Raw genomic sequence first — 24,186 nt, 5'->3', positions numbered from 1 at the left:
GCCCGCCGGCTGGGGCGACCACGGCCAGCCGCTCGACTGCTCCTACCCCACCGCCGACATGGCCTGGCCCGGCGCGCTCTTGCTCATCAGCGCCGGGACGACGCCGCTGCACCACCGCGAAGTACCGCAGCCGTCACCGCCGACCCCGCCGGTCGTGGACGACCCGCCGCCCTTCTGACCGACGAGCTCGTCGGGCCGCCCAGGCGCCGGGGCATCACCCCGCCCGGTCGCCGGGGCGTCGGCCCGCCCAGTGCTCGGGTCGCCCGGGGCACTACCGCGCCACCGCGCCGACGACCGTGACCGCAGCCGCGACGGCGACCACCGAGCGCCTCAGCCGACGAGCACCACGTCCAGCCGCCGCGGCCCGTGGACGCCCTCGACCCGGTCGAGCTCGATGTCGCTCGTCGCGCTGGGACCCGAGACGAACGTCAGCGGGTGCACCGGGTCGAGCCGCGCCAGCGCCTCCGGCACGGTGCCGACGACGTCGGCCGCCCGGACGACGCAGACGTGGTGGTCCGGCACGAGGGTCAGCGCCCGCCGGCCCTGGTCGGGGGCGGCGGCGTCGAGGACGAGCGTGCCCGTCTCGGCCACGGCCACCGCCGCGCCGGTGACGACGGCGTCCACGGCGTCGAGCGCCGCGACGTCGAGCACGTCCGGCTCGCCGTCGACGAGCACCCGCACCCCGGCCGCCGCGAGCCAGGCCCGGTCCATGCCGGACGGCACCACCACCGAGGACGCGTCCTCGAGGAGCCGGGCGACGACCGTGGCGACGTCGTCGGGACCGGCGACGCGCGTCACCGTGGCGCGGTAGTCCTCCACCCGCTCCACGAGCTGGACGAGCGCCCCCTCGCTGCCCGGGTCGTGCTCGCCGCGGCGGCGGTAGTCGCGCGGCACGTCGCCGAGCGGCGTCCGCGGCGCGCCGGCGTCGCGCGCGGTGCGCAGGCGCGCCAGCACCTCCTCGCGGGCGCTCACCGCTCCTGCCCGGGCCGCGTGCGGGCGAACCACTCGCGCGCGGTCTCCTTCGGCGGTGCCGGGACGTCGCGGCTCGCCGTCCACCGCGACGCCGGCCACGGCAGCGCGGTGATCCGCCCGCTGCGCCCGCCGAGCACCCGGCCCAGCGACATGGCCTTCTCCGCGGCCGTGAACCGGCCGGGCGACGTCATGGCGACCCGGGCGGCGCGCATCGCGACGTCCTGCCCGGTCGGGCGGCGGTGGCTCTCGACCGACGCCGCCCGCTGCTGCACGAGCAGATTGGGGATGTCGATGCGCACGGGGCACGCGTCGAAGCACGCCCCGCACAGCGACGACGCGTACGGCAGCGACGCGTTGGGGTCGTCCTCCCCGCTGATGCCCGTGAGCAGCGGCGACAGGACGGCGCCGATCGGCCCCGGGTACACCGAGCCGTAGGCGTGGCCGCCGGCCCGCTCGTAGACCGGGCAGACGTTGAGGCAGGCCGAGCACCGGATGCAGTGCAGCGCCGCCCGGCCGTCCGGGTCGGCGAGGACGCCGCTGCGCCCGTTGTCCATGAGCACCAGGTGGAAGGCCTGCGGCCCGTCGCCGGGCGTCACGCCCGTCCACGTCGACGTGTACGGGTTCATCCGCTCGCCCGTCGAGCTGCGCGGCAGCAGCTGGAGGAAGACCTCGAGGTCGAACCACGTGGGCACGACCTTCTCGACGCCCATGACGGTGATGAGCGTCTCCGGCAGCGTCAGGCACATCCGGCCGTTGCCCTCGGACTCGACGACCGACAGGGTGCCCGAGTCGGCGACGGCGAAGTTCGCCCCGCTGACGGCCACCTTCGCCGAGAGGAACTTCCGCCGCAGGTGCGCCCGCGCGGCCATGGCGAGGCGGCGCGGCTCGTCGGTGAGGTCCGGGTCCACGTCCGGCATCTCGCGGAGGAAGATCTCGCGGATCTCGGCCCGGTTGCGGTGGATCGCCGGCACGAGGATGTGGCTGGGCCGGTCGTGGCCGAGCTGGACGATGAGCTCGGCGAGGTCGGTCTCCAGCGCGGCGACGCCGCCCGCCTCGAGCGCCTCGTTGAGCCCCGTCTCCTGCGTGGCCATCGACTTGACCTTGACGACCTCGTCGGCGCCCGCCTCGCGCACGAGCCGCAGGACGGTCGCGTTGGCCTCCTCGGCGTCCCGCGCCCAGTGCACCGTGCCGCCGCGCGCGACGACGTTCGCCTCCAGCTGCTCGAGCAGCTCCGGCAGGCGGGCCATGACGTCGGCCTTGATGGCCGAGCCGGCGAGCCGCAGCTCCTCCCAGTCCGGCACCTCGTCGACGACGGCCTGCCGCTTGGCGCGGATGACGCCCGTCGCCTTGCCGAGGTTGCGGCGGAGCTGGGTGTCCTGCAGCGCGTCCCGGGCCTCGGCGGGGAAGGACCGCGTGCCGCGCAGGTGGCCCGTCCCGGCGGGCGCGTGCGCGGGAGCGGCGCCGCGGAGCACCGGCGTCGGCAGGTCGGTCGTGCTCACAGCGGGGCCTCCTGCTCGACGTCGGGCGCGGGCCCGCTCTGGGCCCGGCTCGGCGCGGCCACCGCGGCGCCCGAGCCGTCGGTGCTCGCGAGGATCTCCGCGAGGTGGACGGTGCGGACGCCGGTGCGCAGCCGCCCGAGCCCCCCGCCGATGTGGAGCAGGCACGAGGAGTCGCTCGCCGAGCAGACCTCGGCGCCGGTGGCGAGGACCGCCGACATCTTGTCCGCGAGCATCGCCGTCGAGGTGTCGGCGTTCTTGAGGGCGAACGTGCCGCCGAAGCCGCAGCAGACCTCCGCGTCGGGGAGCTCGACGAGCTCGATGCCGCGCACGGCCCGCAGCAGCTGGAGCGGCTTGTCGCCGACCCGCAGCATCCGCAGCGAGTGGCATGTCGGGTGGTACGTCACCCGGTGCGGGTAGTACGCGCCGACGTCGGTGACGCCGAGGACGTCGACGAGCAGCTCGGACAGCTCGTACGTGCGCGCGGCCACCGCCTCGGCGCGCGACGCCAGCCGCTCGTCCCCCGCCCGGCGGGCGACCATCGCGTGCTGGTGGCGCACGCACCCGGTGCAGCTGCCCGACGGCGCGACGACGGCGTCCCAGTCGCCGTCGGCGACCGGGCCGAAGACGTCCACGCTGTGCCGCACCACGGGTACCGCCTCGCGGAGGTACCCGGTGTTGACGTGCATCTGCCCGCAGCAGGTCTGGCCCGGCGGGAGGACGACGTCGTGGCCGAGCCGCTCCAGCAGCTCGACGGTCGCCCGCACGGCCTGCGGGACGACGGCGTCCCCCAGGCACGTGGTCATGACGGCGATGCGCACCCCGACCTCCTCGTCGCCGGCGGCCGGGCAGGGTCCGGCCGCGTCGGGACGAGGGTAGGCCATGTGGTCGGACCACAGGCGGTGACCTGCGTCCTACCCTCGGGACGTGCGCGCCCACGAGCAGGTCCTCGCCCACCTCGAGGCCGAGCTCGTCGCCGGCCGCGTGGCCCTCGGCGGCCGGCTGCCGGCGGAGCGCGCCCTCGCCGAGCAGCTCGGCGTCAGCCGCGGGTCGGTCCGCGAGGCCGTCCGCGTGCTGGAGGCCATGGGCGTCGTGCGCACGGCCGTCGGCTCAGGACCGGACGCCGGGGCCGTCGTCGTCGGCGACCCGGCGGCGTCCATGGGCCTCGCCCTCCGGCTGCACGCGGCGACGTCGCGGCTCCCCGTGCGCGACGTCGTCGCCACCCGGGTCCTGCTCGAGACCTGGGCGGTCGCGGAGGCCGCCCGGCGGTGCGCGGCGGCGGCCTCCCCCGCCGACGGCGGGAGCGGCTCGGCCGCAGCGGCTCCCGACCTGGCCGAGGCCGACCGCCTCCTCGCGGCCATGGACCGGGCGGTGGAGGAGGCGCCCGACGACGCCGCCCGCTTCCACGCCCTCGACGCCGAGTACCACGTCGCGCTGGCCACCGCGGCCGGCAACGCCGTCGTCGAGGCGGTCATGGCGTCGCTGCGCCAGGCCGTCAACGCCTACGTCATGGCGGCCGTCGCCACGCTGCCCAGCTGGCCGACGACGGCCCGGCGGCTGCGCGCCGAGCACCACGCCGTCGTCGCGCTCGTCCGCGCGGGCGACGCCGACGCCGCCGCCGATGCCGTCCGCGCGCACATCACGGGCTTCTACGCCGAGACGTCCCTCGACCGACGGGCCTGAGGCACGACCTCATCGCGCGGCAGCCACGTCCTCGACGGCGGGCGGCTCCGACCCCGGGTGCAGCCCCCGCGCCCGCATGTGGCGCACCAGCACGAGCCCGAACCCGAGCGCCACGAGCACGCACAGGACGAGGAAGAACAGCAGCGGGGTGCGGGCCGTCTCGATGAGGGTCGGCGTCACGAGGGCGAAGAGCCCGACCGCGAAGCGCCCCACGGCGTAGGTGGCGCCCTGCACGGTCGAGCGCGCCTCGACGGGCTGGCTCTCCTGCGTCCAGACCTTGTACAGCGCCTCGCCCGCCGAGTTGCTGCCCAGCTGGTACAGCGCGATCGCCGCGACGTAGACGGCGAGGACGCCGGCGCCCAGACCGAGCATCGTCATCGCCACCGCCTGGATGACCATGCCGACGACGAGCACGGTCGTGCGCCAGCGGGTGTCGACGAGCCGCACGAGGACGAGCGAGGTGATGATCCCGAGCGGGATGACGGCCGCGCCCACCCCCGTCGCCACCGCCTGGCTCGCCCCGGCCGCCTCGCGCAGGAAGTAGACCTGGAACTGGCCGAAGGTGTTGGCGACGAGGTTCCACGCGACGTAGAAGCCCGTCGTCAGGAGCAGCGGGACGACCATCGCCCGGGTCGTGAGGATGGTCCGCAGGGGCAGACCGCCCCGCTCGCGGGCACCGGCCCCACCGCCCGCACCGCCCGCGCCCGCGCCGGGCTGGTGGCTGCGGGCCTCCCGGGCGTCCTCCTCGAGGGAGCGGACGGACGGCGAGAAGCGCCGCACGAGGAAGGTCACGACGGCCAGCACGGCCAGCTCCGCGAAGATGAGGCGGATGCCCAGCAGGCCCAGCCCGGCCACCGCGAAGCCGAGGACCTGCGTGACGGCGATGCCGACGACCCACATGACCTGCGTGACGCTGACGAGGCGGCCCTGCGCCCGCGCCGGCGAGCGCTCGGAGACGACCGCCACCGACGTCGGCAGGTCCGCGCCCGCGGCGAGGCCGGCGACGACGACGCCCGCGAAGAGGACGCCCGCCGACGGCGAGACGGCCATCGCCGTCATGCCGACCGCGTACACGAGGATGTAGGCGGTGAAGGCGCGCTGGCGGCCGACGAGGTCGGCGACGCGCCCTCCCACGAGGGCGCCGACGCCGATGCTGAAAGTCAGGGCCGCCGACAGGGCCCCGAGGCCCCACGCCCCGATGCCGTACTCCTCGCCGATGAGCGCCAGCCCGACGCCCAGCGACACGATGATCCCCGAGTCGAGGTAGGACGCCATGCCCGCCGCCACGGCGAGCGTCCAGTGGCGGCGGTCGGGCCGGTCGCCCTCGAAGAGGGGTCGGACGTCGGTGGTGCCGGCCGTGGGGCCGGCCGTGCCGTGGTGGTCGTCGGTGCGGCTCATCGGTGCCTCCTGACGTGACGGTCGCCCCGGCGGCCGGGGCGGGGGACGGCGTCGTCCCGGGGACGGGCGGGTCAGCGGCGACGGCTCGCCGCGGGCTCGTACCGGCGCAGCGCGTGGGTGCGTCGGACCAGCGCGCGGAGGTCCTCGAGCGCGCCGGTCAGCGCGCCCGTGGCCCGGGCCTGCACGAGGACGTTGCCCAGCGCCGTGGCCTCGACGGGGCCGGCCAGCACCGGCCGCCCGCAGGCGTCGGCGGTGAGCCGGCACAGGAGCTCGTTGCGCGCCCCGCCGCCGACGAGGTGGACCACGTCGACGTCGCGGCCGGACAGGCGCACGGCGTCCTCGACGGCGCGGGCGAAGGCGGCGGCCAGGCTGTCGAGGACGCAGCGCACGACGGCGGCCCGCTCGACGGGGACCGGCTGCCCGGCCGCCTCGCAGGCCCGGCGGACCCGACCCACCATCGGCCCGGGCGGGAGGAAGGCGGGGTCGTCGACGTCGACGACGGGCCCGCCCGGGGGCAGCTCCTCGGCCGCCGCGAGGAGGCGGCCGAGGTCGGCCTCCCCCTCGCCGCGCCACTCGTCGAGGCAGCACTGGAGGACCCAGAGGCCCATGACGTTGTGGAGGTAGCGGACCCGGCCGTCGACGCCGCGCTCGTTGGTGAAGCCGGCCGCGAGGCTCTCGGGCGTCAGCACGGGCTCCTCGAGCTCGACACCGACGAGACCCCACGTGCCGCAGGCGACGTAGGCGAAGCGCTCGTCCTCCGCCGGCACCCCGACGACGGCGGACGCGGTGTCGTGGCTGCCGACGGCGACGAGCTCGGTGCCCGCCAGGCGGGTGCGGTCGGCGACCGCCGGGAGCAGGGGGCCGAGCACGGTGCCGGCGTCGACGACGTCCGGCAGGAGGGACGGCGCCACGCCGGCGAGCGCGACGAGGTCGGGGGCCCAGCGACCGGTCCGGACGTCGGCCAGGCCCGTCGTCGACGCGTTGGTCGACTCCGCCACCTGGTGCCCGGAGAGCCAGTACCCGAGCAGGTCGGGCAGGAGCAGGAGGCGGGCGGCCACGTCGAGCAGCGGGCCGCGGCCCTCGGCGACGAGCTGGTAGATCGTCGTGAAGGGCAGGTGCTGCAGCCCGTTCCGGGCGTACAGCGCCGGGGCGTCGAGACGCTCGTGGACGAGCCGGGCCACCCCGTCGGTTCGGGCGTCGCGGTAGGAGCGGGGCGTGCCCAGCAGCCCGCCGTCCGCGTCGAGGAGGGCGTAGTCCACCGCCCACGTGTCGACCCCGACGCTGCGGACGCCGTCCGGCCCGGCCCGGTGCGCGGCGTCGGCCAGCCCGGCGACGGCGTCGCGCCACAGCCCGAGGACGTCCCAGTGCAGGCGCGCGGCCGTGCCGTCGGGCCCGGCGGCCACCTCCACCGCACCGTTGCGGAAGCGCGCGACCTCCTCGAGCTCGAGCAGGTCCGGCCCGGCGCGCCCCAGCATCACGCGGCCGCTGGAGGCCCCCAGGTCGACGGCCGCGTGCGTCCCCGGGCCACCGCCCGGGGCGGGCCGCGTCATCGGAGGAAGGCGGCGGCGACGCCGGAGTCGACCGGCACGTGGAGGCCGGTGGTGCGCGACATCTCCGGGCCCACGAGGACGAAGACCGCGTCGGCGACGTGCTCCGGCAGCACCTCCCGCTTGAGCAGGGTGCGCTGCGCGTAAAAGGCGCCCAGCTCCTCCTCCGGGATGCCGTAGGTCTTGGCGCGCTGGGCGCCCCACCCGCCGGCGAAGATCCCCGAGCCGCGCACGACGCCGTCGGGGTTGACCCCGTTGACCCGGATGCCGTGCTCGCCGAGCTCGGCGGCGAGCAGCCGGACCTGGTGTGCCTGGTCGGCCTTGACCGCCGAGTAGGCGATGTTGTTGGGCCCCGCGAAGACGCCGTTCTTGCTGGAGATGTAGACCACGTCGCCCCCCATCCCCTGCGCGACGAGCACCCGCGCCGCGGCCTGGGCCACGAGGAAGCTGCCCTTGGCCATGACGTCGTGCTGGAGGTCCCAGTCCCGCTCCGTGGTCTCCAGCAGCGGCTTCGAGATGGACAGCCCCGCGTTGTTGACGACGAGGTCCAGCCCGCCGAACGCCAGCACGGCCTCCTGGACGGCCGCCGCGACGGCGGCGGGGTCCGAGACGTCGGCCGCGACGCCGACGGCCACGTCGGCCCCCTTGCCGCCGGCGATCTCGGCGGCGGCCCGCTGCGCTGTCTCGAGGTCGAGGTCGGCGACGACGACGCACGCCCCCTCGGCCGCGAGGCGCGTGGCGATCGCCTTCCCGATGCCGGAGGCGGCGCCCGTCACGAGCGCGACGCGGGTGGCGAGCGCCTTCGGCCGCGGCTTGCGCGCGAGCTTGGCCTCCTCGAGCGCCCAGTACTCGATGCGGAACTTCTCCGCCTCGTCGATGGGCGCGTAGGTGCTGACGGCCTCGGCGCCGCGCATGACGGCGATCGCGTTCCGGTAGTACTCCGCGGCGACCCGGGCGGTCTGCTTGTCGGCGCCGAAGGTGACCATCCCGACGCCGGGCAGGAGCACGACGGCGGGGTCGGCGCCCCGCATGGCCGGGCTCTGCGCGTCGGCGTGCCGCTCGTAGTACGCGGTGTAGTCCTCGCGGTAGGCGGCGTGGAGCTCGCGCAGCCGCGCCACGGCATCCTCGAGCGGCGCCGTCGGCGGCAGGTCGAGGACGAGCGGGCGGACCTTCGTGCGCAGGAAGTGGTCCGGGCACGAGGTCCCGAGCGCCGCGAGCCGCGGGTGCTCGGCGCGGGCGAGGAAGTCGAGGACGGCGGGGGCGTCGTCGAGGTGCCCGACCTGCGGGGCGTCGGTGGAGGCCAGGCCGCGCAGCACCGGCAGCAGGGCCGCCGCGCGCTCCCGCCGCTCGGCGTCCGGCAGCGGCCCGAAGCCGTCGAGCTCCGCGCCGAAGGGGTGCCGGCCCGAGGCGGCCTCGCGCTCGGCGAGGAAGGACGCCGCGGTCCGGACGATCTCGAGCGACCGCTCGCGGCACTCGTCGCTCGTGGCGCCCCACGCCGTGATGCCGTGCCCGCCGAGGACGCAGCCGACGGCCTGCGGGTTGTCCCGGGCGACCTCGGCGATGTCGAGCCCCAGCTGGAAGCCGGGACGGCGCCACGGGACCCAGACCACGCGGTCGCCGAAGACCTCGCGGACGAGGGCCTCGCCGTCGGCCGCCGTCGCCAGCGCGATGCCGGAGTCCGGGTGGAGGTGGTCGACGTGCGGGGCGTCGACGAGGCCGTGCATGGCCGTGTCGATCGACGGCGCCGCGCCGCCGCGCCCGTGGAGGCAGTAGTCGAAGGCGGCGACCATCTCGTCCTCGCGCTCGACGCCGGGGTACACGCCGGTCAGGGCGCGGAGCCGGTCGAGGCGCAGGACGGCGAGGCCGTCGGCCGTGAGCGTGCCGAGGTCGCCGCCGGAGCCCTTGACCCAGAGGAGCTCGACGTCGCCGCCGGTGGCCGGGTCGACGGCCGTCCCCTTGGCGGACGTGTTGCCGCCGCCGTAGTTCGTCGTCGTCGGGTCGGCGCCCAGGGCGTTCGAGCGGGCGACGAGGTCGGCGACGGGCGTGGGGTCGTTCGAGGGCACGGGCTGCTCCCCGGGGTCGGTGGTGGTCGTCGTGGGTCGGGGGGCGCTCACGCGCCCCACCCGGCCTGGGTGCCGCCGACGCGCTCGGCGCGGACCTGCTCGAGGTAGCCGGAGGCCATGAAGGCCCGGTAGGGGTCGGCCGGCAGCCCCCGGGACTCGCGGGACTCGGCGAGCAGCGGCCGGACGTCGGTCGAGTAGGCGTCCATGAGGACCCCGTTGGCCGCGAGGACGTCGCCGGCGAGCTGCGCCTCGGCGAGGGCGTCCCGGTCGACGAGCAGCGCCTTCGCCGTCGCCTCCTGGACGTTCATCACCGAGCGGATCTGGCCGGGGATCTTCTCCTCGACGTTGTGGCACTGGTCGAGCATGAAGTTGACCCCCGAGTCGGGGCGCAGGGCGTCGCCGCGGACGATCTCGTGCATGATCCGGAAGAGCTGGAACGGGTCCGCCGCACCGACCATGAGGTCGTCGTCGGCGTAGAACCGGGAGTTGAAGTCGAAGGCGCCGAGGCGCCCGACGCGCAGCAGCTGCGCCACGATGAACTCGATGTTCGTGCCCGGCGCGTGGTGGCCCGTGTCGAGGACGACCATCGCCCGCTCGCCGAGCGCGAGGCAGTGCACGAGCGACGTGCCCCAGTCGGGGATGTCCATCGCGTAGAAGTAGGGCTCGAAGAACTTGTACTCGAGGACGATCCGCATGTCGGGGTCCAGCGCGGCGTAGATCTCCTGCAGCGACTCCGCGAGCCGGTCCTGCCGACCGCGGAGGTCATCTTGGCCCGGGTAGTTGGTGCCGTCCGGCAGCCAGATCTTGAGGTCCGTCGAGCCGACCTCGCGCATGACGTCGAGGCAGCGCAGGTGGTGGCCCACCGCGCGGCGCCGGACCGCGGGGTCGGCATTCGTCAGGCTGCCGAGCTTGTACTCGTCCTCCTGGAACAGGTTCGAGTTGATCGTCCCCAGCGTCACGCCCTCGTCCGCGGCGTGGGCGGCGAGCTTGCCGAAGTCGTCGACGAGGTCCCACGGGACGTGCAGCGACACCCGCGGCGCCGCCCCGGTGACCCGGTGGACCTGCGCCGCGTCGCTGACCTTCTCGAAGGGGTCCCGCGGGACCCCCTGCGTGGTGAAGACCTTGAAGCGCGTGCCGGCGTTGCCGAAGGCCCAGCTCGGCAGCTCGATCGTCTGCTGCGCCAGGGCCTGCAGCGCCGCGGTCCGCCGCTCGTCGGGGGTGCTCACAGGGCGCTCCAGGGGTCAGGAGGAGGCGCGCCCGTCGTCGGACGCGGTGAAACGTTCCACGGAACGTAGGCGCTCCCGACCGGGCGGGTCAACACCCGGCGCACGTGCGGACGGCCGGCGCCGCGGCACTAGCGTCGCCCCGGGCGTCCGCCCCCGGGACGGCCCCGGGCCCGCCCCGGGTGGGAGGTGCCGTGGCCAGCGTGAAGGACGTCGCCCGTGCCGCGGGCGTCTCCGTGGGCACGGTGAGCAACGTGCTCAACCGCCCCGAGGGCGTGAGCCCGCCGCTCCGCGCCCGGGTCGAGCAGGCCATCGACGAGCTCGGCTTCGTGCGCAACGAGTCGGCGCGCCAGCTGAGGGCCGGCTCCAGCCGCACCATCGCCGTCGTCGTGCTCGACGTGGCCAACCCCTTCTTCGCCGACGTCGTCGCGGGCGCCGAGGAGGCGGCCGAGGAGCACGACGCGCTCGTCGTGGTCTGCAACAGCGCCGGGTCCACCGACCGCGAGAGCCGCCACCTGCTGCGGCTGGAGGAGCAGCGGGTCATGGGCGTCCTGCTGAGCCCGGTCGGCGACGAGGCCACGCCCGCGCTGCTCGACGTGCGCCGCCGGGGCACCAGCGTCGTGCTCCTCGACCGCGGGGCGCAGGAGCCCGGCCAACGCGCCGTCTCGGTCGACGACGTCCACGGCGGCCGTCTCGCCGGCGAGCACCTGCGGCGCCTCGGACACCGTCGCCTCGCCTACGTCGGGGGGCCGCCCGGGCTCCGCCAGGTCGCCGAGCGCCTGCACGGCTTCCGCGGCGCCGTCGGACCGGACGCCCGCGTGGACGTCGTCGAGACCGTCGCCCTGTCGGTGCGGGCCGGCTCGCAGGCGGCCGCGCAGGTGGTGGGGCTGCCGGCGGCCGAGCGCCCGACGGCGCTCTTCTGCGCCAACGACCTCATCGCCATCGGCGTCCTCAACGAGTGCCTGCGGCGGGGCCTGCGGGTGCCGCACGACCTCTCCGTCGTGGGCTACGACGACATCTCCTTCGCCGCGACGACGACCGTCCCGCTGACCTCCGTGCGCCAGCCGCGCCAGCAGCTGGGGCGCACGGCCGTCCAGCTCCTCGTCGACGCGCTGCGCCCGGGCGGCAGCAGCCACCCCGCCCAGGTCGTCTACGCCCCCGAGCTCGTCGAGCGCGCCTCGAGCGCGCGACCTCCCGAGGCCTGACCGCGCCGCACCGACACCGGGGACCGCCTGCCCCGCAGCACCATCCGGGTGCCGCCACGCCCGCGACGGGGTCGTGACCGATCGGTGCCTTGACGGGCGTCGCGCCGCCGCCTACCGTCGCGCCACTCCTTGAATCGATTCAAGGGCCACCGCCGCCGCCGGCGCCGTCTCGACGAAGAGGTCCTGATGCCCCTCCCCCGCTCCCTCCCGCGACGCCGCGCCTGGTGCGTCGCCCTCGCCGCCACGACCGCCGTCGCCCTGACCGCCTGCAGCGCCGGGAGCCTCGGCTCCAGCAGCGGCGGCGGGGACGGCGACGGCGTCGAGATCTCCTGGCTCGTCGACAACGCCGCCGGCAACGTCGCGCTGGCCGAGGGCGTCGCCGAGGCCTTCATGGCCGAGAACCCCGACGTCACCGTCACCGTCGAGCAGCGCCCCGGCGGCGCCGAGGGCGACAACATCATCAAGACCCGGCTGGCCACCGGGGACATGAACGACCTGTTCCTCTACAACTCCGGCTCCCTGCTGCAGGCCCTCGACCCGGCCCGCAACCTCCAGCCGCTCGACGACCAGGCCTGGGTCGAGAGCCTCGACCCGACCTTCGCCGAGGTCGTCTCCTCGGGAGACAGCGTCTACGGCGCCCCCCTCGGCACCTCGTTCGCCGGCGCGATCCTCTACAACCGCGCGGTCTACGAGGAGCTGGGCCTCGAGGTCCCGGAGACCTGGGACGACTTCATGGCGAACAACCAGGCCGTCCTCGACGCGGGCGACGTGACGCCCGTCCTGCAGACCTACACCGACACGTGGACGTCCCAGCTCCTCGTCCTCGGCGACTTCGCCAACGTCGCCGCGGCCGACCCCGACTTCGCGGAGCAGTACACGGCCAACGAGGCGAAGTTCGCGACGACCCCGGCGGCCCTGGCCGGCTTCCAGCACCTCCAGGAGGTGCACGACGCGGGCTACCTCAACGAGGACTTCGCCTCCACCGCCTACGCCGAGGGCCTGCAGCGGCTGGCGTCCGGCGAGGCGGCCCACTTCCCCATGCTGACGAGCGCGGCGCTCGAGATCGAGGACGAGGCCCAGCTGGCCGACATCGGCGTCTTCGCCATCCCGGGCGACGACGCGGCCACCAACGCCATCACCGTCTGGTCCGCCAACGGCCTCTACGTGCCGACGACGACCGAGGGCCCCCAGCTCGAGGCGGTCCAGGAGCTGCTCGCCTTCGCGGCCAGCCCCGCCGGCTGCGACGCCCAGTCCGAGGCCTTCCCGCCCACCGGCCCGTACGCGGTCACCGACTGCACGCTGCCCGACGACGTCGCCCAGTCCGTGCAGGACCTCGTCGCCTACTACGACCGCGGCGCGGTGAGCCCCGCGCTGGAGTTCCTCAGCCCCATCAAGGGCCCGGCGCTCGAGCAGATCACCGTCGAGGTCGGCTCCGGCATCCGCTCCGCCGAGGACGGCGCCGCCCTCTACGACGAGGACGTCCGCAAGCAGGCCCAGCAGCTCGGCCTCGAGGGCTGGAGCTGACCCCCTGCCGCGCCGCCCGGTCCGCCGGGCGGCGCGGCACCCCCTGACCGACCCGCCCTCCCCGCGACCGCCCGACGAGGGGCGGCCGGGCCCCGGGCCGACCGTGAGGAGCGCCGTGGCCACCGTCGTCGCGAGCGAGATGACCGACCCGGGCGGCCCCGGGTCCAGCGCGGCCGCCGCGCGCCGCACCCCCCGCCGGGCCCGCAGCATGTACCCCGGCTGGTTCTACCTGCCGGCGGCCGTGATCTACGCCGTGCTGTTCCTCGTGCCGACCGTCGCGTCCTTCTACTACAGCCTCACCCGCTGGACGCTCTTCGAGTCGGAGTTCATCGGGCTGGACAACTTCGTCCAGTTCTTCTCCGAGCCGTCGCTCCTCACGGGCCTGCGGAACACCGTGGTGTACGCCGTCGTGACGTCGGGCCTCAAGGTGGTGCTCGGCTTCGCCCTCGGGCTGCTGCTGACGTCGCAGATCGTCGCGCGGGGGTACCTGCGCTCCGTCGTCTTCTTCCCCGTGCTCGTCAGCACCATCGGCGTCGGGCTCACCTTCCAGGCGCTCCTCGACCCGACGACGGGTCTCGTCAACACCGCGCTGGGGACGGTCGGGGTCGACGGGCCCGGCTGGCTCACCGACCCCCGCCTGGCGCTGCTGTCGGTGGCGCTCGTCGACGTCTGGAAGGGCGTCGGGCTCGCGACGGTCATCTACATCGCCGGCTTCGTGTCCATCCCCGCCGAGTTCCGCGAGGCGGCCCGGGTCGACGGCGCCGGCCCCCTGTCGATGGTGCGCCACATCATGCTGCCGCTCGCCCGACCGGCCACCGTCACCGTGGTCCTGCTCTCGCTCATCGGCGGCCTGCGGTCCTTCGACCTCGTCTGGGCCATGACGCGGGGCGGGCCCGGCTTCACCTCCGACGTCATCGCGTCGGTCATCTACAAGCAGTACCAGGCCGGCTTCTACGGCCTCTCGACCGCGGGCAACGTCGTGCTCTTCCTGCTCGTCACGGTGATCGTCCTGCCGCTCTCGGTGGCCCTCAACCGCAAGGAGGTCGAGCTGTGAGGCCGACGACGAAGGTCCTCGGCGGGGCGGCGGCGGTCGTCGCCTCCGCCGTCGTCTTCCTCGTACCCTTCGCCTTCATCCTCGTCACCGCGATGAAGACGCCGGCCGAGGCGAACCTCCTCGAGTTCACCTGGCCCACGGAGATCGCGCTCGTCGACAACGTGCGGACCGTGCTCGAGACCCGGGACTACCTGCTCGTCATCGCCTTCATCAACAGCGTCATCCTCACCGTGGCGAGCGTCACGGGAATGGTGGTGCTCGGGGCGATGGTGGCCTTCGTCCTGCAGCGGCGGAAGACCCGCTGGAACGGCCTCATCAACCTGCTCGTGCTGTCCGGGCTCATCATCCCGCCGGCCGTCGTGCCGACGATCTGGGTGCTCCAGGGCATCGGCCTGTTCCGCACCATGCCGGGGCTCATCCTCGTGCAGATCGCCTTCGGCCTGTCCTTCACCATCCTGCTGCTGCGCGCCTTCATCGCGACCATCCCGCGCGACCTCGACGAGGCCGCCACGCTGGACGGCGCGGGGCCGCTCCGGCTCTTCTTCCGGGTCATCTTCCCGGTGCTGCGCTCGGTCGTCGTCACCGTCGTCGTCGTGCAGTCGGTGGCCGTCTTCAACGACTTCCAGAACGCCCTCTACTTCCTGCCCGGCGAGCGCAACGCCACCGTCCAGCTGACCCTCTACAACTTCCAGAGCCAGCTGAGCACGCAGTACAACCTGCTCTTCACCAACATCCTGCTCATCACCATCCCGCCCCTGGTGATGTTCCTGTTCTTCAACCGCCAGATCGTCGCCGGCATGACGTCCGGCGCGGTCAAGGGCTGAGGCCCTCCCCCGACGGGCGGTGCCGACGGGAGGTCCGTCCCGGCGGCACCGCTCCCCCACCTGCGAGGACGAGACGCACCCCATGACGAGCGACACCCCGACCACCTCCGCCGCGACGACGGGCACCCCCCGCGTCGTCGACCTCCGCGCCGAGCACCACGCCCCCGGGGAGGCCCTCGGCGTCGGCGAGGCCGCGCCCCGGCTCTCGTGGCGCGTCGAGGACGCGCCCGACGGCTGGCGTCAGCGGCGCTACGAGGTCCGCCGGGCCGTGGGCGACGCCGAGGCCCAGGAGCCCGTCGTCGTCGACGGACCGGCCGGGGCGGACCAGGTGCTGGTCCCGTGGCCGCTCGTCCCCCTGTCGTCGGGCGAGGGCGTGCTCGTGCAGGTCCGGGTCACCGGTGACGACGGGCGGGCCACGGCGTGGAGCGCGCCCGAGCCGGTCGAGGCCGCCCTGCTCGCGGACGAGGACTGGGACGCCGTCCTCGTCACCGCCGACCCCGAGGGCTCGCCCGGCGCCCCGGTGCCCTCGCCCGCGCCGGCGCTGCGCCGCACGCTCCACGTCGACGACGGGCTCGTCCGGGCCCGCCTGCGGCTCACGGGCCACGGGCTCGTCGAGGCCTGGGTCAACGGGCAGCGGGTCGGCGACGAGGAGCTCGCGCCGGGATGGACCGCCTACCGGTCCCGGCTGCGCTACCGCACGCACGACGTCACCGACCTGCTCGAGCCCGGCGACAACGTCCTCGGCGCGCTGCTCGGCAACGGCTGGTGGCGCGGCCGTCTCACCTGGGGCGACCGGCGGGCCCTCTACGGCACCCGGCGCGCCCTCCTCGCCCAGCTCGAGCTGACCTACGCCGACGGCCGCACCGAGCGGGTCGTCACGGACGGGGACTGGCGCTGGGCGCCGTCGCACGTCCTCGACGACGACCTCTACGACGGCGAGCACGTCGACCTCCGCCGGCGCGACGACGCCTGGGCGGCAGCGGGCTTCGACGACTCGGGCTGGGAGCCCGTGACCGTCCTCGGCCGCTCCGAGGTGCCGCTCGTCGCCGCCGACGCCCCGCCGGTGCGGGCGGTCCGGACGGTGCCGGCACGGTCGGTCGAGCCCTCGCCGGAGGAGGGCTTCCTCGTCGACCTCGGCGAGAACGTCGTCGGGCGCCTGCGGGTGCGGGTCCGCGGCGCCGCGGGCGACCGCGTCGTCGTCCGCCACGCCGAGGTGCTCGAGGACGGCGCCCTCGGCGTCCGCCCGCTGCGCTCCGCGAGGGCCACGGACACCTACGACCTCGCGGGCGCGGCCGACGGGGAGCCGGAGGTCCTCGAGCCGCGCTTCACCTTCCACGGCTTCCGCTACGCCGAGGTCCGGGGCGTGCCGGACCTGCGCGCCGAGGACGTCGAGGCCGTCGTCCTCACCTCGGACCTGCCGCGCACCGGCGAGTTCTCCTCGTCGCACGAGCTGCTCGACACCTTCCACGAGAACGTGCGCCGGGGCATGCAGGGCAACTTCCTCGACGTGCCCACCGACTGCCCCCAGCGCGACGAGCGCCTCGGCTGGACCGGCGACGCGCAGGTCTTCGCGCCGACGGCGTCCTTCCTCGCCGCGAGCGGCGGCTTCTGGGTCTCGTGGCTCAAGGACGTCGCCGCGGACCAGGTCGACGGGGCGGTGCCCTTCGTCGTGCCGGACGTCCTCTCCGACGACGACGGCCCCGTGCCCGCCGCCGCGTGGGGCGACGCCGCCGTCGTCGTGCCCACCGTGGTGCACGAGCGCACCGGCGACGTCGAGGTGCTGCGGCGCCAGTGGCCGAGCATGGTGGCGTGGGCCGAGCGCCTGCTCCGCGAGGCCGGCGACGACCTGCTCTGGACGGGCGGCTTCCAGTTCGGCGACTGGCTCGACCCGACCGCCCCGCCGGACGCGCCGGCCGCCGCCCAGGCGGACCCGGACGTCGTCGCCACCGCCCACCTCGCCCGTGCCGCCCGGCTCGTCGAGCGGGCGGCCCGCGTCCTCGGGCGCACCGAGGACGAGGCGCGCTGGCGCGCGACGGCGGAGCGCGTCGAGGCCGCCTTCGTCGCGGAGTACGTGACGCCGTCGGGCCGCGTGCTCTCCGACTGCCCCACCGTCTACGCGGTGGCGCTCTGCTGGGACCTCCTGCCGGAAGGCGCCCGGGCGCACGCGGCGGACCGCCTGGCCGACCTCGTGCGGACGGCCGGCTTCCGGATCGCCACGGGCTTCGTCGGGACGCCGCTCGTCACCGACGCCCTGGCGACGACGGGGCACGTCGACGTGGCCTACCGGCTCCTGCTCGAGCAGGGCTGCCCCTCGTGGCTGTACCCGGTCACGATGGGGGCGACCACGGTGTGGGAGCGCTGGGACTCGATGCTCCCGGACGGCTCCATCAACCCCGGCGAGATGACGTCGTTCAACCACTACGCGCTCGGGGCGGTGGCCGACTGGCTGCACCGCACCGTCGCGGGCCTGGCCCCCGCCGAGCCCGGCTACCGCCGGCTGCTCGTCCGCCCGCTGCCCGGCGGAGGCCTGACCCGGGCCGCGGCCCGGCACGTCACCCCGTACGGCCGGGCCGCGGTCGCGTGGCACGTGGAGGGCGACCGGTGGCACCTCGAGGTCGTCGTGCCGACGGGCACCACGGCCGAGGTGCACCTCCCCGACGGCAGCGCGGCCCAGGAGGTCGGGAGCGGGACCCACCGCTTCGAGCTCCCGGCCGACGTGGCCGCGGTGGGGGGCCCGGCGCGGGCGACGACCACCTCGACGACGCGCGAGGCGATGGCCGACCCCGAGCGCTGGCCGGAGGTCGTGGCCGCGATGGTCGAGGCGGGCGTCGGCCGCGACGACGCGGAGGTGGCGTCGATGCTCGGCGGCTTCCTCGACCTGCCGCTCGTGCGGGCCGCCCGGGTCGTGCCGAGCCGCGGCGGCACGCCGCCGGGCGAGCCGCTGGCCCGGCGCGTCGAGGCGCTGCTCGGGGCCTGAGCGAGGGCCCGACGCACGACGCCCGTCCGGTGCTCGGCACCGGACGGGCGTCGTCGTCGTGAGGTCGGGAGGCCGCTACTCGACCCGGCGCTCCGGCCGCGAGTCCTGCGCGACGACGAGCCGCACGCGGGCGACGACGTCGGGCCGGCCCAGGACGACGGCGAGGTCGGCGAGGGCCCGGTCGGCCTCGTCGGCCACGGCGTCGAGGTCGGCGGCCGGGTCGACGACGGCCTGGAGGTCGGCGACGAGCTGGCCGCGGTCGCGGCCGAAGCGGCCCTTGGCGTTGCGGACGCCGCGGGCCTCCGCGAGCTGGCCGGCCGCCGCGGAGACCGCGGCGGTGCCGACGAGCAGCAGCTGCCCGCCGGGCCCGGAGCCGTCGAGCCGCACCGGCCCGGTGCTGCGGTGCGTGCGGTGGGCCGCCAGCCACCACAGCGCGAGGAGGCCGAGGACGACCCCGCCGACGACGGCGGTCGCCGGCCACCAGGACGCGGACAGCACGTCGGACGCCGTGCGCAGCGTCAGCTCGTCGGGCGTGCGCGACCACAGCTGCTGCAGCCACCCGCCCCACCAGGCGACGGCGGCCGCGCCGAGCGCGAGCAGGACGAGGCCGGCGACGAAGGTCGCGAACCGGTCGAGCGCCAGCGTGCGCCGGCGGATCACCGGTCGCCCCCGAGGACGCGGACCCGGACCCGGGGCGACGGGTCCAGCACGGACAGGCGACGCGTGACAGCGTCCTTCACCGCGTCGCCGACGGTCGGCTCCCCCGTCGTGGAGAGCGTGACGTCGACCGCACGGCGGCTGGCCGTGCTGCGCGCGGTGGCGACGCCGTCGACGTCGCGGGCGACCGCCGAGGCGAGCCGGGCGACGTCGCGCGGGGTGATGGTGACGGCGGGGGCGCGGCGCAGCCGGACCTCCTTGCGCGTGCGGCGCCCGAGCGACGCGACGACGAGGTAGAGCCCGAGCAGGGCGACCGCGACGCCCGCCGGGGCGAGCCAGGTGGCCGGGGCGGTGCCGCTGACGGCACCGACCGCGGTCTCCGTCCACGGCGTCCCGCCGAAGGCGCCGAGGAGGACGAGCCCGTCCCGGACGAGGACGGCGGCGAGCGCCAGGACGCACAGCGCCAGCAGCACCCCGAGGACGGGGACGGCGCCGGAGCCGGTGCGCTGCTTCGCCGGGCGCAGCGGCGTGCGGCCGTCGCCGGGCGTGCCCGTGGACCCGGCCTGCCCGGTCCGGCGGGACGTGGCGGCGCTCACCGGACGACCCGCACCGGGACGGGCCCCTCGGGGGCACGGACGACGTCGCGGACGGTCACCGAGACGGCGTCGACGACGAGGCCGGCCGTGCGGGCCACCTGCGCCGAGACGGCGTCGCGGACCTGCGCCGTCACCCGCGGGGCGGGGGCGGGCCATCGGATCGCGACGTCGACCTGGACGCGGACGTGGCGGCCGGCGCGCTCGAGCTCGACGGCGGGCAGGCCGGAGCCGAGGAGGCCGGCGACCCGGCCGACGGCGGCCGGCAGCACGCCGTCGACGCCCTCGGCGGCGCGGACGGCGATGCGCTGGAGCGCCCGGTCGGCGACGTGGAGGCGACCGCGCCGGCCCGGGTCCGTGCCCGGACCGGTGGTGGCACCGGTCGTGGGGCCTGACGTGCCGGCGCGGGCACCGGGAGGTGCCGTGCCGACGGCGTCAGCCACGGCCGCGCCCGCGCGCGAGCCCGGAGAGGTCGAGGCGGCCCTCGAGCTGCGCCCCGATCCCCCAGCCGACGGCGCCGAGGACGACGGCGAGCAGGAACGCGCCGAAGCCGCCGACCGCCGCCGCGAGGGCGAGGAGCAGGCCGACGAGGAGACCGACGAGCGAGCGGGGCATGGGTGCCTCCGGGGGGCGGGAGCCGTGCGGCTCGGGGGTGGGCTCAGGGGTGTGCTCGGGGGACGGTGGTGGGGGTCAGCGTGGACCGGCGGCGCCGGCGTCCGTGCCCGGCGCGCCGGGGAGGGCGACGTCGTCGACGACGACGTGCACCGGCCGGCCCGCCACGCCCGCGGACGCGGGCAGGCCCGCGAGGGCCGCACGGACGGCGGCCGCCGTCGCGGCGACCGGGGTGCCGTACGCCGCGACGACGTGGACCTCGAGCGGGTCGCCGGGGCCCGGCCCCAGCCGGACGCCCGGCACCCGACGGCCGGGCAGGAAGGTGGCGACCTCGCCGAGCGCCCCGCCGGACAGGGCGACGACGCCGGGCGCGGTGAGCACCGCGTCACGGACGACCTCGGCGGGCTGACGGTCGTCGGGGGCCGCGGGAGCGTCGTCGGGCGCGACGTCGGCCGTCGGGGCGGCGGCCGTGGGCGCCGGGTCCACCGGGTCCACCGGGTCCGCCGGGTCCGCCGGCACCGGGGCCGCCGGAGCAGCTGCCGGCGCGGCCGTGGGGGTCGGTGCCGCCGGCACCCAGCCGGTCGGCGTGCCGGTCCCGTCCTCGGGGTCCGTGGACGGCCCGGTCACGGCGGCGGCGGCCCCCGGACCGGGCGGGTCCACGGGCACCCATCCGGTGGGGCTCGTGATCATCGCCCGGTCGCGTGCACCGCGGCGGCGGAGCCGTCGTCGGCGTCGTCGTCGAGGCCGTCGAGGTGGACGTCGTCGACGGTGACGTCGACCCGGCTGACCGTCAGCCCGGTGAGGCGGGCGACGGCGGTGGAGACGTCCCGACGGACGGTGGCGGTGAGGTCGGCGAGCGGGACGCCGTACCGCGCGACGAGGCGGACGCCCAGGGCGGCGGAGCCGTCGGTCACCTCCACGGTCACGCCGCGGCCCTCGTCACCGCCGCCGCCGGTGATGCGGTCGCGCAGGGCGCCCGTGGCGCGGGCGGCGCCGCCGCCGACGGCGTGGACGCCGGGCACCTCGCGCAGGGCGAGGCCGGCGATCGTCGTCACGACGCGGTCGGCCACGGTGGTCGTCCCGCGGGGCGTGACGAGGGCGCTGCCGGAGGACCCGGTGGTGGGGCGGCCGGAGGTCCCCGGGGTCGCGGCGGGGGTCTGCTGGCTCATGGGGGTGGTCCTCTCGCGCGGTCTCCCGCGGGTCGGGTGCGTGGTGCGGCCGTCCCGCCGGTCTCGAGGACGGCACGCCGACGCTAGACCGGGGGCGGGGTGCCCGCATGCCGGCGAGAGCCCCTGCCGGGCAGACCCTCCGCGGCTCAGCCCCGGCGCACCCGCCGGACCCTGATCGGGCCCCTCGCCGTCGAGGGGTCCACGACGCTCCCGCCCTGGGTGATCTCCGCCTCGCCGGCCGCGACGAGCCGCCGCGCCGCGGCCCGGGCGGGCTCCATGAGCGGTCGCCAGTCGTCGCCGCCGACGGCGCGTGCCGCCTCCGACGGGCAGATCGTCGCGCCGCCGGCCCGCGCGTCGAGCAGCCGCAGGACCGCCGCCTCGAGCTCGCGGTCGGTCGACGAGAGGCCCGACCGGCGGCAGGCCTGCGAGCAGTAGCGGACGTCGTCCCAGTCCCGCTCCCACGCCTTGCGCCACGTGATGGTCCGCCCGCAGACGACGCACGGCTTCGTCGGCAGGGCGTCCCGCGCGGAGCCCCGGCCGGTGCGGCCGCCGCCGCGGCTCACCCGGGCACCCCCGCAGGCACCGCCGTCACCGCCCGCGCCCGGGCGCGCTGCGGACCCACGCGGAGAAGGAGCGCACCGAGCCCGAGCCCGGCCGGCGCAGCCACGGCCACGGGTGGAGGGCGACGACGTCGAGGCGGTCGGCGCGGCGGCGCCAGCCCGGGGGGAACGTCCACGTCGTCGCCAGGCGCCGGCCCGCCAGCTCGGCGACGGGATCGCCGAGGTGCACGTCGACGCCGAGCTCCGCGAGGGTCTCGACGAGGAAGACGAGTCGCTTGCCGGACAGCCGCAGCCGCGCGAGCAGGGGCTCGTCGAGGACGAAGACGGCAGGCAGGTCCGGGTGCGCCGCGAGCGCCGGGTCCGACGTGCCGAGCGACTCCGCCGTCAGCCACACCGCCTCGGGCTCGCCGGTCACCTCCGGGCTGCGCGGGCCGGCGTCGGTCGGGCCGCCGCCGAGGCCGGGCGGCCCCTCGAGGCGCGGGCCCGACGTCGCCGCCGGCCAGTCCTGGACAGGGCAGGCGTCCCGCAGCGCGCACGAGCGGCACAGCGCCGGCGCGCGCTTCTCGACCTGCCACCGCGAGAAGCTGTAGACCTTGCCCGTCGCCGTCCCCGCGGTCCACTGCCACCCGAGCCCGTTGGCGGCGGGCGAGCCGTCGAGGAGGTGGCGGTACATCTCGTCGCGGCCCTCGCGCCAGTCCGCGCCCGCGCGCACCGCCCACTGCGACGCCATCCACATGCGGGTCTGGTTGACGAGCCAGCCGCGCTCGTGGAGCTCGCGCGTCGTCGCGGCCATGCACGCCATGCGCCCCGGCCACGGGTCGTCCGTCGTCGCGTCGGGCAGCGGGGCGCCCGGCTCGGGACGGGGGTCCCCGGCGCGCAACGGCTCCCGCAGGTCGCGGCCCACGCGCGCGTAGAGGTGGCGGGCGTACTCCTGCCACTGCAGCTCGTCGCGGAACCGCTGCTTGTCCTTGGGCGGCGCGTCCCCCGCGGCGTCCCACACCTCGGGGAGCGTCAGCAGGCCGTGCCGGATGTACGGGCTCAGCCGGCTGGCGCCGCGGCCGGACTCAGGGGCGACGACGCTGCGACGTCGCGCGTACCCCGTGAGGTCGAGCGCGGCGAGCGCCGCGTCGGCCGCCGCCTGCCCGCCGCGGATGTCCGACGTCCCGTAGGCCGCCGGCTCGTCGCAGGTGAGGTGGGACAGGTGCTCGGCGACGTAGGCGACGACGCCGTCCCGGTCGGTCGGCGGGGCGGGCAGCAGGGGCACGGGCCGATGGTCACCCGCGGGGCGACGTCGCGCCCGTCCGGCCCGCCCCTCCTCCCGACTTCGCTGCCGAAGTCGAGGAGACGGGCCCCCTCCTGCCCACTTCGCTGCCGAAGTCGGGGAGAGGGGCCGGTGGCTCACCTTCGGCAGCGACGTCGAGGACCCGGGGTGCCGGGCGCCCCGGGCGGGCGTCAGGGGACGAGGCGCTCCGCGCGGTAGGCGTCGACCTGGCGCAGCAGCGCCCGCTCCGTGCTCACGTAGCCCGTGTACCCGAGGAGGCGGCTGCGGGTCATGTCCGCGAGCACCTCCATCGGGCGGCCGAGGTCGGCGTCGGTGTGCCACCACGAGGCGACCCGCGCGAGCTCCGGCTCGCTGAGGCCCTCCTCCGCCACGAGGTCGGCCCAGACGCCCTCGGCGCCGGCCATCTGCTCCTCGAGCGGCTGCGGCTCGTCGCCCGGGCCCTGCGGCTCGACGCCGAGGTGCTCGGCGAGGCGCGGCCACAGGCGGCGCCAGCGGACGACGTCGCCGTCGACGACGTTGAACGCCGTGTCCGCGGCGGCGGGCGTCGTCGCCGCCCAGACCTGGTGGTCGGCGAGGAGGTCGGCGTCGGTGAGGTCGACGACGCCGTCCCACTGCGCCCGCGACCCCGGGAAGACGAACGGGCGGCCGAGACGCCGCTGGATGCCGGCGTAGGCGCCGAGCGTCGCGGCCATGTTCATGGCGTTGCCGACGGCGTGGCCGAGGACGGTGTGCGAGCGGTGGACGCTCCACGTGAAGCCGTGCGCCGCAGCGGCGGCGAAGAGCTCGTCCTCCTGCGCGTAGTAGAAGTTGTCGACGGGCAGCCGCTCGGCGTCCTCGAGGAAGGGCGTGTCCGGCAGGTCGCCCTGCCCGTACGCCTCGAACGGCCCGAGGTAGTGCTTGAGGCCGGTGACGAGGGCGACGTGCCGCAGCGAGCCCTGCGGGCCGAGGACGGCGAGCAGGTCGCGGACCATCCCGCCGTTGACGCGGATGTTCTCCGCCTCGGTGTCCTGCCGCGCCCAGGCGCCGACGAAGACGTGCGTCGGGCGCAGGTCGGCCAGCGCCTCCTCGAGCGAGGCGCGCGAGGTGAGGTCGGCGGCCACGTGTGCCGCGCGGTCGTCGGCCGGCGGGCGCCGCGAGAGGCCGGTGGTGCGCCAGCCCGCCTCGACGAGCTGCCGCACGAGCGCCGAGCCGGTGATGCCGGTGGCGCCGACGACGAGCGCGTGCGCGCCCTCCGGAGGGGTGCGGACCGGCGTGGGGGCGCGGTCGGGGAGGTCGGCCGTCGACGACGGGTCGGCGGGACGGTGGTCGGCGGAGGAGGTGCTCACCCTCCCGCGAGCACCCCGGCGC

Annotated in this window: 22 protein-coding genes; 6 read left to right on the top strand and 16 right to left on the bottom strand. The window is 76.4% G+C overall.

What is annotated here, in order from left to right; translation table 11 throughout:
* Positions 1-330 precede the first annotated feature (330 nt).
* Genes EDC03_RS17120 through EDC03_RS17110 form a run of 3 tightly spaced genes read right to left on the bottom strand, consistent with a single transcriptional unit; the run spans position 331 to position 3,289 of the window.
* On the bottom strand, positions 331-972 hold the full coding sequence (locus EDC03_RS17120) for a LutC/YkgG family protein (protein ID WP_123381475.1): 642 nt from the start codon (positions 970-972) through the stop codon (positions 331-333).
* Positions 969-2,471, bottom strand: coding sequence for a LutB/LldF family L-lactate oxidation iron-sulfur protein (locus EDC03_RS17115; RefSeq protein WP_199720382.1), 1,503 nt, complete (start codon positions 2,469-2,471; stop codon positions 969-971). The genes EDC03_RS17120 and EDC03_RS17115 overlap by 4 nt, the downstream gene beginning before the upstream one ends.
* Positions 2,468-3,289 carry a (Fe-S)-binding protein gene (locus EDC03_RS17110; RefSeq protein ID WP_123381485.1) on the bottom strand — a complete coding sequence of 274 codons (822 nt, stop codon included), beginning with the start codon at positions 3,287-3,289 and terminating at the stop codon, positions 2,468-2,470. The genes EDC03_RS17115 and EDC03_RS17110 overlap by 4 nt, the downstream gene beginning before the upstream one ends.
* Before the next feature lie 106 nt (positions 3,290-3,395).
* Here EDC03_RS17110 and EDC03_RS17105 point away from each other — a divergent pair, with 106 nt between their 5' ends.
* Positions 3,396-4,151, top strand: coding sequence for a FadR/GntR family transcriptional regulator (locus EDC03_RS17105; RefSeq protein WP_123381474.1), 756 nt, complete (start codon positions 3,396-3,398; stop codon positions 4,149-4,151).
* A gap of 9 nt (positions 4,152-4,160) precedes the next feature.
* On the opposite strand, the gene EDC03_RS17100 is transcribed toward EDC03_RS17105, so the two are convergent.
* The 4 genes from EDC03_RS17100 to rhaI all read right to left on the bottom strand — a co-directional run bounded on the left by EDC03_RS17100 (position 4,161) and on the right by rhaI (position 10,385).
* Positions 4,161-5,549, bottom strand: coding sequence for an MFS transporter (locus tag EDC03_RS17100; protein ID WP_123381473.1), 1,389 nt, complete (start codon positions 5,547-5,549; stop codon positions 4,161-4,163).
* 71 nt (positions 5,550-5,620) lie between these two features.
* Positions 5,621-7,099: a rhamnulokinase gene (locus EDC03_RS17095; protein ID WP_123381472.1), complete on the bottom strand. Its 1,479-nt coding sequence runs from the start codon at positions 7,097-7,099 to the stop codon at positions 5,621-5,623.
* Positions 7,096-9,159 carry a bifunctional aldolase/short-chain dehydrogenase gene (locus EDC03_RS17090; RefSeq protein ID WP_123381484.1) on the bottom strand — a complete coding sequence of 688 codons (2,064 nt, stop codon included), beginning with the start codon at positions 9,157-9,159 and terminating at the stop codon, positions 7,096-7,098. Before EDC03_RS17090 ends, EDC03_RS17095 begins: the two co-directional genes overlap by 4 nt.
* Before the next feature lie 47 nt (positions 9,160-9,206).
* Positions 9,207-10,385: an L-rhamnose isomerase gene (gene rhaI / locus EDC03_RS17085; protein WP_123381471.1), complete on the bottom strand. Its 1,179-nt coding sequence runs from the start codon at positions 10,383-10,385 to the stop codon at positions 9,207-9,209.
* Positions 10,386-10,576: 191 nt separating this feature from the next.
* On the opposite strand from rhaI, the gene EDC03_RS17080 reads away from it, so the two are divergent.
* From EDC03_RS17080 to EDC03_RS17060, 5 genes are all read left to right on the top strand, one after another.
* Positions 10,577-11,587: a LacI family DNA-binding transcriptional regulator gene (locus EDC03_RS17080; RefSeq protein ID WP_123381470.1), complete on the top strand. Its 1,011-nt coding sequence runs from the start codon at positions 10,577-10,579 to the stop codon at positions 11,585-11,587.
* 186 nt (positions 11,588-11,773) lie between these two features.
* The gene (locus tag EDC03_RS17075) at positions 11,774-13,111 is read left to right on the top strand and encodes an ABC transporter substrate-binding protein (RefSeq protein WP_123381469.1); all 1,338 of its coding nucleotides are present in this window, start codon (positions 11,774-11,776) and stop codon (positions 13,109-13,111) included.
* Positions 13,112-13,250: 139 nt separating this feature from the next.
* On the top strand, positions 13,251-14,165 hold the full coding sequence (locus EDC03_RS17070) for a carbohydrate ABC transporter permease (RefSeq protein ID WP_123381483.1): 915 nt from the start codon (positions 13,251-13,253) through the stop codon (positions 14,163-14,165).
* Positions 14,162-14,989: a carbohydrate ABC transporter permease gene (locus EDC03_RS17065; RefSeq protein ID WP_241967248.1), complete on the top strand. Its 828-nt coding sequence runs from the start codon at positions 14,162-14,164 to the stop codon at positions 14,987-14,989. Before EDC03_RS17070 ends, EDC03_RS17065 begins: the two co-directional genes overlap by 4 nt.
* Positions 14,990-15,071: 82 nt before the next feature.
* Positions 15,072-17,966, top strand: a complete 2,895-nt coding sequence (locus tag EDC03_RS17060) for a glycoside hydrolase family 78 protein (RefSeq protein ID WP_123381468.1) — start codon at positions 15,072-15,074, stop codon at positions 17,964-17,966.
* A gap of 75 nt (positions 17,967-18,041) precedes the next feature.
* On the opposite strand, the gene EDC03_RS17055 is transcribed toward EDC03_RS17060, so the two are convergent.
* The 9 genes from EDC03_RS17055 to EDC03_RS17010 all read right to left on the bottom strand — a co-directional run bounded on the left by EDC03_RS17055 (position 18,042) and on the right by EDC03_RS17010 (position 24,164).
* On the bottom strand, positions 18,042-18,626 hold the full coding sequence (locus tag EDC03_RS17055; protein WP_123381467.1) for a hypothetical protein: 585 nt from the start codon (positions 18,624-18,626) through the stop codon (positions 18,042-18,044).
* On the bottom strand, positions 18,623-19,219 hold the full coding sequence (locus EDC03_RS17050) for a DUF6286 domain-containing protein (protein WP_123381466.1): 597 nt from the start codon (positions 19,217-19,219) through the stop codon (positions 18,623-18,625). The genes EDC03_RS17055 and EDC03_RS17050 overlap by 4 nt, the downstream gene beginning before the upstream one ends.
* Positions 19,216-19,659, bottom strand: a complete 444-nt coding sequence (locus EDC03_RS17045) for an Asp23/Gls24 family envelope stress response protein (RefSeq protein WP_123381465.1) — start codon at positions 19,657-19,659, stop codon at positions 19,216-19,218. The genes EDC03_RS17050 and EDC03_RS17045 overlap by 4 nt, the downstream gene beginning before the upstream one ends.
* A complete protein-coding gene (locus EDC03_RS17040; protein ID WP_123381464.1) occupies positions 19,652-19,831 on the bottom strand; it encodes a DUF2273 domain-containing protein in 180 nt (59 codons plus the stop codon). The genes EDC03_RS17045 and EDC03_RS17040 overlap by 8 nt, the downstream gene beginning before the upstream one ends.
* 75 nt (positions 19,832-19,906) lie before the next feature.
* Positions 19,907-20,518 carry a hypothetical protein gene (locus EDC03_RS17995; RefSeq protein ID WP_199720380.1) on the bottom strand — a complete coding sequence of 204 codons (612 nt, stop codon included), beginning with the start codon at positions 20,516-20,518 and terminating at the stop codon, positions 19,907-19,909.
* Positions 20,515-20,997, bottom strand: coding sequence for an Asp23/Gls24 family envelope stress response protein (locus EDC03_RS17025; protein WP_123381462.1), 483 nt, complete (start codon positions 20,995-20,997; stop codon positions 20,515-20,517). Before EDC03_RS17025 ends, EDC03_RS17995 begins: the two co-directional genes overlap by 4 nt.
* Positions 20,998-21,143: 146 nt before the next feature.
* Positions 21,144-21,560, bottom strand: coding sequence for a DUF2256 and DUF3253 domain-containing protein (locus EDC03_RS17020; RefSeq protein ID WP_241967247.1), 417 nt, complete (start codon positions 21,558-21,560; stop codon positions 21,144-21,146).
* A gap of 25 nt (positions 21,561-21,585) precedes the next feature.
* Entirely contained in the window at positions 21,586-22,821 is a 1,236-nt protein-coding gene (locus EDC03_RS17015; protein ID WP_123381461.1) for an FAD-binding domain-containing protein, read from the bottom strand.
* A gap of 188 nt (positions 22,822-23,009) precedes the next feature.
* Positions 23,010-24,164 (bottom strand): SDR family oxidoreductase, encoded by a 1,155-nt coding sequence (locus EDC03_RS17010; protein ID WP_123381460.1) that lies wholly within the window; start codon positions 24,162-24,164, stop codon positions 23,010-23,012.
* Positions 24,165-24,186 lie beyond the last annotated feature (22 nt).

This window comes from Pseudokineococcus lusitanus, from assembly GCF_003751265.1.
Classification (GTDB): domain Bacteria; phylum Actinomycetota; class Actinomycetes; order Actinomycetales; family Quadrisphaeraceae; genus Pseudokineococcus; species Pseudokineococcus lusitanus.
The sequence above is the reverse complement of the archived record's forward strand: the minus strand, read 5'-3'. Positions and strand labels throughout refer to the sequence as shown.

What these genes read in the sequence shown, in the direction of transcription:
- EDC03_RS17060 (WP_123381468.1), top strand. Translation starts at nt 15,072, where the DNA reads ATGACGAGCGACACCCCGACCACCTCCGCCGCGACGACGGGCACCCCC.
- EDC03_RS17100 (WP_123381473.1), bottom strand. Translation starts at nt 5,549, where the DNA reads ATGAGCCGCACCGACGACCACCACGGCACGGCCGGCCCCACGGCCGGC.
- EDC03_RS17075 (WP_123381469.1), top strand. Translation starts at nt 11,774, where the DNA reads ATGCCCCTCCCCCGCTCCCTCCCGCGACGCCGCGCCTGGTGCGTCGCC.
- EDC03_RS17095 (WP_123381472.1), bottom strand. Translation starts at nt 7,099, where the DNA reads ATGACGCGGCCCGCCCCGGGCGGTGGCCCGGGGACGCACGCGGCCGTC.
- EDC03_RS17040 (WP_123381464.1), bottom strand. Translation starts at nt 19,831, where the DNA reads ATGCCCCGCTCGCTCGTCGGTCTCCTCGTCGGCCTGCTCCTCGCCCTC.
- EDC03_RS17025 (WP_123381462.1), bottom strand. Translation starts at nt 20,997, where the DNA reads ATGAGCCAGCAGACCCCCGCCGCGACCCCGGGGACCTCCGGCCGCCCC.
- EDC03_RS17995 (WP_199720380.1), bottom strand. Translation starts at nt 20,518, where the DNA reads ATGATCACGAGCCCCACCGGATGGGTGCCCGTGGACCCGCCCGGTCCG.
- EDC03_RS17070 (WP_123381483.1), top strand. Translation starts at nt 13,251, where the DNA reads ATGACCGACCCGGGCGGCCCCGGGTCCAGCGCGGCCGCCGCGCGCCGC.